9 protein-coding genes and 1 pseudogene are annotated in these 9,060 nt (G+C 65.4%); 4 read left to right on the plus strand and 6 right to left on the minus strand.

Translation table 11 applies throughout. The features are described from left to right. Positions 1-91: 91 nt before the first annotated feature. The 3 genes from ABZV91_RS31150 to ABZV91_RS31160 all read right to left on the minus strand — a co-directional run bounded on the left by ABZV91_RS31150 (position 92) and on the right by ABZV91_RS31160 (position 2,748). Positions 92-271, minus strand: coding sequence for a hypothetical protein (locus ABZV91_RS31150; RefSeq protein WP_355249306.1), 180 nt, complete (start codon positions 269-271; stop codon positions 92-94). Between the two features lie 139 nt (positions 272-410). Then, positions 411-1,202, minus strand: coding sequence for an alpha/beta hydrolase (locus tag ABZV91_RS31155; protein ID WP_355249307.1), 792 nt, complete (start codon positions 1,200-1,202; stop codon positions 411-413). 133 nt (positions 1,203-1,335) lie between these two features. Then, positions 1,336-2,748, minus strand: coding sequence for an MFS transporter (locus ABZV91_RS31160; RefSeq protein WP_355249308.1), 1,413 nt, complete (start codon positions 2,746-2,748; stop codon positions 1,336-1,338). Between the two features lie 85 nt (positions 2,749-2,833). Here ABZV91_RS31160 and ABZV91_RS31165 point away from each other — a divergent pair, with 85 nt between their 5' ends. The 3 genes and pseudogenes from ABZV91_RS31165 to ABZV91_RS31175 form a co-directional block, all read left to right on the plus strand. Next, positions 2,834-3,454, plus strand: a complete 621-nt coding sequence (locus ABZV91_RS31165; protein WP_355249309.1) for a TetR family transcriptional regulator — start codon at positions 2,834-2,836, stop codon at positions 3,452-3,454. Between the two features lie 72 nt (positions 3,455-3,526). After that, a complete protein-coding gene (locus ABZV91_RS31170) occupies positions 3,527-3,757 on the plus strand; it encodes a hypothetical protein (RefSeq protein ID WP_355249310.1) in 231 nt (76 codons plus the stop codon). Positions 3,758-5,185: 1,428 nt separating this feature from the next. Then, a pseudogene (locus ABZV91_RS31175) lies at positions 5,186-5,463 on the plus strand (leucine zipper domain-containing protein); the annotation flags it as partial. Positions 5,464-5,496: 33 nt separating this feature from the next. Here ABZV91_RS31175 and ABZV91_RS31180 read toward each other — a convergent pair. Next, a complete protein-coding gene (locus tag ABZV91_RS31180) occupies positions 5,497-6,300 on the minus strand; it encodes an MBL fold metallo-hydrolase (protein WP_355249311.1) in 804 nt (267 codons plus the stop codon). 91 nt (positions 6,301-6,391) lie between these two features. Then, positions 6,392-6,970 carry an ester cyclase gene (locus tag ABZV91_RS31185; protein WP_355249312.1) on the minus strand — a complete coding sequence of 193 codons (579 nt, stop codon included), beginning with the start codon at positions 6,968-6,970 and terminating at the stop codon, positions 6,392-6,394. A gap of 648 nt (positions 6,971-7,618) precedes the next feature. On the opposite strand from ABZV91_RS31185, the gene ABZV91_RS31190 reads away from it, so the two are divergent. Further along, entirely contained in the window at positions 7,619-7,918 is a 300-nt protein-coding gene (locus ABZV91_RS31190; protein WP_355249313.1) for a hypothetical protein, read from the plus strand. Here ABZV91_RS31190 and ABZV91_RS31195 read toward each other — a convergent pair. Continuing rightward, a partial coding sequence (locus ABZV91_RS31195) for a LuxR C-terminal-related transcriptional regulator (RefSeq protein ID WP_355249314.1) occupies positions 7,811-9,060 on the minus strand: 1,250 nt, incomplete at its 5' end. The two genes, ABZV91_RS31190 and ABZV91_RS31195, sit on opposite strands and share 108 nt — an antisense overlap.

The raw sequence follows: 9,060 nt of genomic DNA on the forward strand, positions 1-9,060 counted from the left end.
TCACTCCCGAAGCGTTCCGGCAGCGATGGACACCGACCGAGTTCAACCAACCGCAACTCGCATGATCGGTGGATCCGCCATCGGGGCCCAGTCAGTAGACAAAGTCCGTTTCGTTGTTCTCGCGCCGCCGTAGTCGGTAGAACTCGCGCCGCTGATCGTCGTTGGCCGACATGAGGCGCGTACCGTGTGGCAGATACGGGTGTCCCTCGCGGAATCGCAGGAGCGTCTTCGACGTCCGGAAGGTCACACCCAGCCACTGGTTTTCCGTCACCGGGGCGGGTGTGTCCAAAACGATCTTGTGGCTGAATTGCCGATTTGAGGCAACGGAGCCGAATTATTGCAGTTCAGGGCACCTTTTCTCTAAATCCACAGTCCCTGGTGGAGCGATCGGCGACCGTTGTGAGGGGCTCTCAGTCGGCGAAAAAGTCTGTGACTCGCCGGGTCCAGGTTTTGATTTCGTTGACCGAAGTCGCCACCTGCAATGTCGAGGCGGGAATCAGTTCGTGTAGTCGTTCCGCAGTGGTCACCGGATGTAGCGGATCGGTGTCCCAGGCGAGGATTAGGGTGGGCTGGTGAATGGTCGAGATCGCTTCATCGGGTGGCAGCTCCGAGCTCCCGACCCCCCGCAAAACCGAGACAAGGAGCTCATCGGCCACGTCCGGGGTGAGGTCGAACTGCGGGTACTCGGCGAAGATGGGCAGCGGCTCGGCGTGGGCCGCGGCTCGGCGCCACTGCGCCGCACCCAGTTCTTCGATTTGCTCGGCGGTGTCGAAGTACCAGCGGGTGGCTCGGTCCGGTCCGGTTTCTCCGGAGGCGGGCGGGATCAGCAACGCCAGCCGCCGGAAGCGGTGAGGTTCGGCGATGGCGGCTCGCAGTGCGCAATCGGCTCCTAGTGAAGAGCCCACGAAGTCCATGGGTTCGTCGAGGTCTAGTTCTTCGAGCAGGGCAAGCAGGTCGGCGGTGAAGTTTTCGAATCGATAGTCTTCGGTCACCGGCCGTCCGGTGGAACGACCGTGTCCACGCTGGTCATAGGTGAGCAGCCGTCGGCCGAAGCCGAGCGCGTCGATATCGAACAGGCCGAGCCGGCGCACCGCTGCGCGGCTGAGGGGGACACCGTGGGCGTATCCGACCGGCGAGCCGGAGCCGTGGAACTGGTAGGCGATTCGCGCGGCCGGCCGAATGAGGTAACTGTCAGGGGCCATACGGGTTTCTCCTTTGCTTTCCACCTCGGAGGAGGCCGTGGAACGGCGAGGCGGTGGAGGGCGCAGTCGAGGTCGTCGAACCGGTTGGTCCGGTCTCGACCGCAGCATGTGTGGGCCGGGGCCGATGTGGGAGTCAGGCTTTGTCGGATGCGCCGGGGCGGGTGAGTAGCGCGGTGAGCACGGCGGCGGTGAGCGCGGCGGCGGCCGCAAGCACGAATCCGCCGCCGAAACCATCGAAGTCACTGCCGGTGATGGCGGCGGCGGCGACGCTGGATACGGCTGCGGCTCCGAAGGAAGCTCCGAATTCGTGGAATGTACTCAGAACTCCTGAAGCAATGCCGGCTTCCGCTGGCTCGACCTGACTCAGGGTAGTGGCCGACGCGACCACGAACAGTGCGCCGGTTCCGGCGGCAGCGATGGCGATGCCGGTGACCACGGCCAACGGGTGCAGGGAGAGCGCTGGGATCGCCATTCCGGTTGTGGCCAGTATCAGTCCTCCCACCGCGAGTGGGCGTATACCGACACCGGCCAGCGCGCGGCCGGTCAGGTCAGCGCCGGCCATGGTTGCCAGTGCAACAGGAAGGAACAGCAGTCCGCTGGTGAGTGCGCTGTACCCGCGCGCGTGCTGAAAGTAGAAGGTGCCGAGAAAGAAGACCGCGATCATCAGCGCGGTCGCGGTGAAGATGAGTACGATTCCGGTGCGAACCGAGCGCCGGGTGAGCAGCGCGAGACTGATCAGAGGTGTCCGGGCGCGACGCTGCCGCACGGCGAACGCCGTGTAACCGAGCGCGGCCGTGATCAGCAGGACACCGGTACGGACGGTGATCCAGCCATGATCACCCGCGGTGATCAGCGCGTACACCAGTACGGTCGACGACGCTGTGGCGAGCACGGCACCGAGGACATCGAGACGAGCGGAGTTACCGGGGGTACGCGGCAGCATACGAGTCAGGGCGGCGATGATCGCAAATCCGATCGGGACGTTGATGAAGAACACCCAGGACCAGCCAAAACCGGCGACCAGGAATCCTCCCAGCAACACGCCGAGCGCGGCACCGGCACCCCCTAGGGCCGACCAGACGCCCAATGCCTTGTTGCGGTCGGTGCCGCTGAACAAGATCACCACCAGCGACAGTGCGGCCGGTGACAAGATCGCGGCACCGATACCTTGCCCGATGCGGGCGCCCAAGAGCACGGTGCCGTTTTCCGCGAGACCCACACCGAGTGAGGCGAGGGTGAAAACCGTCAATCCGGCCAGCACCATCGGTTTCGCACCGACGACATCGGCCAGGCGTCCGCCGAGCAGTATCAGCCCACCGAAGGCCAGCGTGTAAGCACTCACGGTCCAGGTCAGGGCCTCCCGGCTCAACTCCAGATCGGTCTGGATGTGGGGCAGAGCCAGCGCGACCACGGTGATGTCGAGGATGAGCATCAACTGCGCGACTGCCAGCAGACCCAGGATCATCCACCGTCGCGGCGCCGGTGCGGCATCGGACGCGGCCTCCTCGGAGGGGCCGCGGACAGAGCCTGGTTCGTGAACGGACATCAAACAACCTCCGGCAATATGTCGTACATCTAAGTACGACTTAACCAGTGTAACTCGTATTTCCCTGTACGAGTAGGGTGAGGATATGGCCGACCCCGACCCCGACCCCGCACCGCGCAGGCGCCGCGCGGATGCCGAACGCAATATCGCCCGCATCACCGAGGCGGCACGAATCTGTTTGAGTGCGGACCCCGAGGCGAGCGTTGAGGATGTCGCCGCCGCGGCGGGCGTGGGACGGATGACGGTGTACGGGCACTTCCGCACCCGCGGAGCACTGGTGGAAGCCGCGCTGGCCGAGGCACTGCGCTTGGGTGAACAGACGTTGGAGACAGTCGATCTGACCGGGGACCCCGCTCGAGCGCTCACGCGACTGCTCGCCTCGAGCTGGCGACTACTCGCCGAATCCTCGATCCTGCTGGCCGCGGCGGACGGTCACGTCTCGGCGGCGCGAGTGCGCGAACTGCACGCCACACCCGCCGAACGGGTCACCGCCCTCGTGGATCGCGGCCGCCGCGAGGGCGTGTTCCGCACCGATCTCCCACTGACATGGCTGGTCAGCGCGATCCACTATGTGCTACAAGGTGCAGCCGAGGAGGTCCGTGCCGGACGGCTGGCGCCGACCCAGGGAGCCTCGGTCACCACCGCCACAGTGCAGTCACTACTGGCCCCGCCGCGCCTGCCCACTGCTCGGCGTAAGCGGACATAAGTGACTCGCGGCCCGGCATCTGAGCCGTGGTCGACAGGCGCGCGGCGGCGACTCTACCCACGATCGACCTCATTGCTCATCGGCGTAGCGTTGACCACACCCGTCGCTGACACCCTCCCCCCGACGGATCGGTACCGGATCCGCAAGGGACGGTCCTCCTCACCGGCGGCGCTGGAGGACTGGGTCGCCAGTTGTCCCGACATCCCGCTGGCGGAGCGTGGCATCCGTCACCTACTGCTCACAGCAGGCGGCGCGGAGCCGGTCGCCGAACTGCGCACGAACCACCACCTGGAGCGCGGGTGACATCCGCACGCGGTCGCGCGGCATTCCCAGTCATGATCATGCCGTTATCCAACGGTACACTATTCGGGTACCTCCGCTTCCCGGCAATCCAACCGCTGGCCATACCCGCAATCGGCAGCGAAACCGATCGAGGAAATATGAACCGAATACCCACTTCACAGATTCGTCGACTGGCCGCGGGTATGGCGATATCCGCCGCACTCGCTAACGTTCCTTGCGTATTGACCGCCGCTCCCGCGCTTTCAGATGCGCAGGCACCCACTGCCACCGACGAATTCGAAGCGGCCGATCGAGATGGCAACCGCGGTGACCGTGGGCCACGCCGCGATAATCATCACCATCACCATCACCATCACCAGCACTACTACGATGACGACCCCGAGCCAGGCCCACCCATGCCGCTCCCATCATTCACCTTTCCCGGCGTCAGAATTCCCCTTCTGTTCCTGCCCATCGGAACGGGAAGCGGAAAGTAGGCCGTGTGTCGAAGGGTCGAGCGGCGGGCGGATTGCGGACCGCCCGCTGTCCGCATGCGGCGGAGCCATCGGTTGGCTCGCCACTTCAGCTTGTCGATCCGGAAGTCGCCGTGGCTATCGCAGTCGGCCGTAGTCGGCCACCCGCTCATCGTCCGCGATATCGAGCGCGTCGAACTGGCCGAAGACCAACCACGCGGCAGCCGGGCCCCGTGGGATCCGACGGTGTGAGCCAGGAGTAGAGCCGGTGAGGTCGATCGGCCCCACAGGCTTCTTGCAACCGCACGGGCCGTCATTGCGCTCATCGAGCGAGCTCCTCGGCCGCGGGATCCAGCGGCGAACCGGCCCGGTACGTCGCCTCCGATGCGCCCACCTTCACGTATCCGGGCGATGCAAGAGTCCTGCCGGAGGGACATAGACATCCTTCGGCTACGCCAGCTGTGGAGTCGGCTTCCAAGGCACGGTCACCTGTCAAATCTTCGAGCACGGGTTCACCATCGCCGGGAACTACGGAGTGAGACGGCGAGCCTCGCCGGGACCGGTCGATTTGCCCGTCGGTAGGGTACGTCCAGGCGGATCGGTGCCATCAACCGAATTGCTCGACGCACTTCCCGAGCTCGAACTCGCCGTTCCCACCGGCGAACTCGAATGGCGTCCGGCCCATACAGCGCGCCCTGGCTGCACTCCCCATCAACTGCCAGTGCGCTCTGGCGCTACCGGTTCTTCGAGAAGCCGCCGGTGCTCCGCCCCACGTCGTTTTCGCTCGCAGCCCGAATGTGGGGCAACGCGGAGCAGAAGCAGCATCGCAGCACTCGGATACTGACGACGTCTGCCGCGATACCGGTTAGGTGTACTCGGCCAGGACGTTGGTAGCAGGCGCGCCGGGTTGAAGTAGGGAGAGCCTCCGGGTGGAGTGTGGCTTGTCGAAGGTGACGCCCTACCGCAGGAGGCTCTCGTGTCCCACCGTGACGCCCGCACCACCTTCCACGGCCGATTGCTGATCGTGGAACGCCACTGAGCCGGGTGGCGGCAAGCCCACACCGCCGCAGCGATGGGAATTTCACGCAAGTGTGTGAGCAAATGGATCAGCCGGTTCCACGATTATGGCCGTGACGGGCTGACCGATCGCAGCTCACGCCCGCACCGATGCCCGCAGCGCACACCCCTGCGGCCGAGGATCGCATCATCGAGTTGCGCCGGCGGCAGCGGTGGGGACCGGACCGGCCGGCTGCTGGGACCCGGGCGTAGACCCCGGGCGTACGGCGTTCATACGCCGGGCCCGCCAGGTCCAACGGAGTTGTAGAAGAGATAGGGATCGTGGGCGTTGACCATCTGAATATCCGACTCGGCGCTGGTCCACAGCTCACCTAGGCGGACGTGATTGGCCTGGACTCTACTCCAATCATGGGCGAGCGCACGTTCCATGATCCGCAGGGACAGCGGCGAGGACGTACCTGCGAGCCGGCCGTGGTGATAGAAAGCATCGCCCGCGTGCAACACCCATCGGTGGCCGCCGTCGACCGCGACAGCTGCGTGACCGCGGGTGTGACCCGGCAGCGCGATCAGCACGATCCCGTCGTCAATCTCGGTGAGCTGTTCGGCGGTGTCGAAGCCGAGCCAGGCGTCGCCGGATCGAGGCTGATGAGGGATCAGCTCCGGTCGGTGATCTCGGACGGCAGGCAGATAGCGGCCCTGCTCGACCACTCCCCGGGGATGGAGCGCGGCCTCCTGCTCCTGCGCGGTCAGGTGGACACGGGCCCAAGGGAAGTCGGCCAGTCCCCCGGTGTGATCCGCGTCGAAGTGCGTGAGCACGATGTCGCGTACGTCGTGCGGGTCGTAGCCCAACGCCTGGATCTGACGGATTGCTGTCTCGTCTTCGCTGAAAACCGGGCGGACGAAGTGCCGGGCAGGACCGAACCGGGCAGCCGGTGCCCCCCGGTCGTGAAGACCGAGACCGGAGTCCACGAGCGCCAGCCCTGAGCGGGTTTCCAACAGCAGGACATGGCACACCAACCCGTCGGGCGTACCCCACGGGCGCATCGTCCCGCAGTTGAGATGGATGATCTTCACTGTGCGTGTGCTGCTCTCGTGGTCCAGCCGAACACTTCCACCGCACGAAGTGGCAGTGCCGGGTGCGTAGCTCTTGCAATAATCGCGGTAGTCAGCTGCCGACCTCGGGTGGAGTGGTGTCGAGGAGCCGAGGGTCGGGCACGCCACCCGACATGGACAGGATCCCTTTCACGACGCGCGCGAGCTTCAACAGACCCTTGGGACTCTTCTTGTCCAGACCACCGATCAACTGCTTCACAATGGTGAGCTGGTCGAAGTAGACGCGCTCGGTCACCAGATTTTCGTTCTCGTCGAAGATGAAGAAGGCCGTCATCCGGGTGCGGTGCGTCGACCCGGTCGGCGGGATCTGCCCCAGGAAACCCTTGTGGGTACCGAGCAGCCAGAACTCCACGATCACCGCGTCCGGGCTGTGCCGGAACGCGATCAGCTCGTGGTGCTGGTCCGGAAACGCAACACGGGTGTCGGTGTAATATTCCCGCACCTCCGAGTCACCGTCGTGCACCAGCATCTGGGCAATCAGTTCGTAGTGCGGGTGCGGGAAGGTCGACAAGGTCGCGTCCCAGTCCTGGGCGACCTCGTCGTGGAAATGGTCCAGCACCAACTTCTCCCGAGCCCGCAGCACCTCCTCCGGAGGCATCAGGAAGCGGGACGAGACCCGGGACTTGGCCATAGCTGATTCTCCTTGGTGGCTCGAGGCTCAGGCGTGGTGGGTGCGAGATCTGTGGGTGAGGGGCGTGGTGCCAGGGTCGGCTGAGGTGCCGGTAAGTGCGCTGAGGTAAACGAATCCGGTTGTTCCCGAGCGTATTCGCGAATATTCGTGTAGGTCAATATCGCGCGCTGGCGACCGGGTCCTGCTGCAGGACCTGAGCTCGACACTCGGCGGGCATCAGTCGGCCACGCCTGCCTGGCTCGGCGGCGGCATTCCAGCCGCCCGCTTCCAGACTCGGACGAGCCGGAACCGGCTGGCCTGCCCGGGGGCTGCGCTGCTCGACTGATGTCACGGTCACGAAAGACGGATCACTCCGGACGCGTTCAAAGGCTTGCCGAGTGCCCGTCGAGGGCGATGAACATCGGCTGTCTGTCACCGATTCCCCTGCGACCTTGAAAGGGCACTCGAGGCACTGCCGGTTCGAAGTCGTCCTCGCAGCACGGTAATGGATTTCATCTGACGGTACGGACTCGACTGCTGCGGGTCCCGACTCAGGACTCCGCGGGGCGGGGTGGATCAGCGCTCGGCCCACCGGCGGTCATCAGCGCTGTGCAGGGAACATTTATCGTGGCAGCCGATGTCGGTGTCGTCGCGGCTGTCAACGGAGCCATGCCCGCGAAGTTCGGTAACGGCGGACAGACATGTACCGCCGCGAACTACTTCTACATCACCATCGAGTTCGCCGACGAGTTCGTCGTGCGCGGCACTATCGGTCACTGGGAATTCCTGCCGCGAATCGTAGCCGGGATTTCCGGGCGCGGCCCCCGCACCGACCGACACCGCTCCGCGAGAACACACAGATCAGCTCTCATCGTGCTGGTCCACTATCCAGGCCGCGATCTGCGCGCGGGAGGTGAAGCCGAGTTTGGCGAGTATGTTCTCGACGTGTCCTTGGGCAGTGCGGGGTGAGACCACCAGTTCGGTCGCGATCTGCCTGTTGCTCAGCCCTCGGGCGACCAGCGCGGCAACCTGCCGTTCCCGCTTGGTCAACGATGTGCTCGCATGCGCTCCGGCGGTCGTACTGGTCGATTGCTCGCGAAGCGCGTATGCCCGCGCCGCGGTGGCGCTCATCTTGCGGCCGCGGTCGAAGGCAGCACTGAACCTGTTGTCTCCGATCGTCTTGCGCACCGCCTGCTCGCACTCCTCGTGGAAGTGCGACAGGGTGGCGAAGATGCGCTCGCGGCTGCCGCCGGCCGGCCACAGGTGGCCCGCCGCTCCCATGAGCACTGCCGCCCGCTCGGCTTCGTGTCGGTGACAGGCGATCCATGACAGCGCTTCCAAACAGATCGTCAGTACCAGGTGGCTGTTCAGTGGGCGATCGACTCGCAGGGCTTCCTCTATCAGCTCCTCCGCACGGTCGATATTGCCGCGTCGCCATTCGGCGACGCCCATACTCCGCAGGGCCAGCGCGCGATAGAGGACTCCGCCGCACTGTCCAGTGATATCGATCAGACGCTGCTGATGCTCGATCGCCTTCTCCGTTTCGCCGCGCATCTCATAGGTCAGGCCCAGCAAGGTCAGCGCGTGGATATGGAGATGACCGGTGAGGTTTGACCGGTAGACCTCGATGGCAGCCTCCAGCAGTGCGGCAGCACGCGCGGGATCGCCACTGAGCAGGGCCAATACGCCTGCGGCGTGGTTCATCTGCGCCTGCGATACCGGCGTGGGGTGACGTTCGATCAGCGCCAGACCCTCCTGCAGCAGCCTTGCCGCGGACCGAAAGTCACCCTGGGTTGCCGCCAGGTCGATGGCGGCGCGCAGTGCCTTCACCCGGTCGGGTATCGATCGAACGCTGGGGTGGGCGAGGAGCTGTCCGATCCAGGACCGCGCCTCCCCGTGGAAACCGCGGAACACCCAGAACTCCCAGAGCGCGGAAGCCGTATCCAGGCCCGCGTCCGCCGCCTCCTCGGTGTCCTCGGCCAGCGCGGATTCGAGAGCCTCCCGGAGATCGGGGTACTCGCGCTCGAGCCGAGCGATCCAGCCGGGCTGCGCAGGGCTGATCCATCCGGCCTCCGCATCCAGTGCCAGCCGTCGATACCAGGCCCGGTGCC

This window comes from Nocardia sp. NPDC004568 (assembly GCF_040609955.1).
In the GTDB taxonomy this organism is placed as follows: Bacteria; Actinomycetota; Actinomycetes; order Mycobacteriales; family Mycobacteriaceae; genus Nocardia.

Excerpts from the sequence above, each read along its gene's own strand:
- ABZV91_RS31155 (WP_355249307.1), bottom strand. The coding sequence starts at position 1,202 with ATGGCCCCTGACAGTTACCTCATTCGGCCGGCCGCGCGAATCGCCTAC.
- ABZV91_RS31160 (WP_355249308.1), bottom strand. The coding sequence starts at position 2,748 with ATGTCCGTTCACGAACCAGGCTCTGTCCGCGGCCCCTCCGAGGAGGCC.
- ABZV91_RS31165 (WP_355249309.1), top strand. The coding sequence starts at position 2,834 with ATGGCCGACCCCGACCCCGACCCCGCACCGCGCAGGCGCCGCGCGGAT.
- ABZV91_RS31185 (WP_355249312.1), bottom strand. The coding sequence starts at position 6,970 with ATGGCCAAGTCCCGGGTCTCGTCCCGCTTCCTGATGCCTCCGGAGGAG.
- ABZV91_RS31190 (WP_355249313.1), top strand. The coding sequence starts at position 7,619 with ATGCCCGCGAAGTTCGGTAACGGCGGACAGACATGTACCGCCGCGAAC.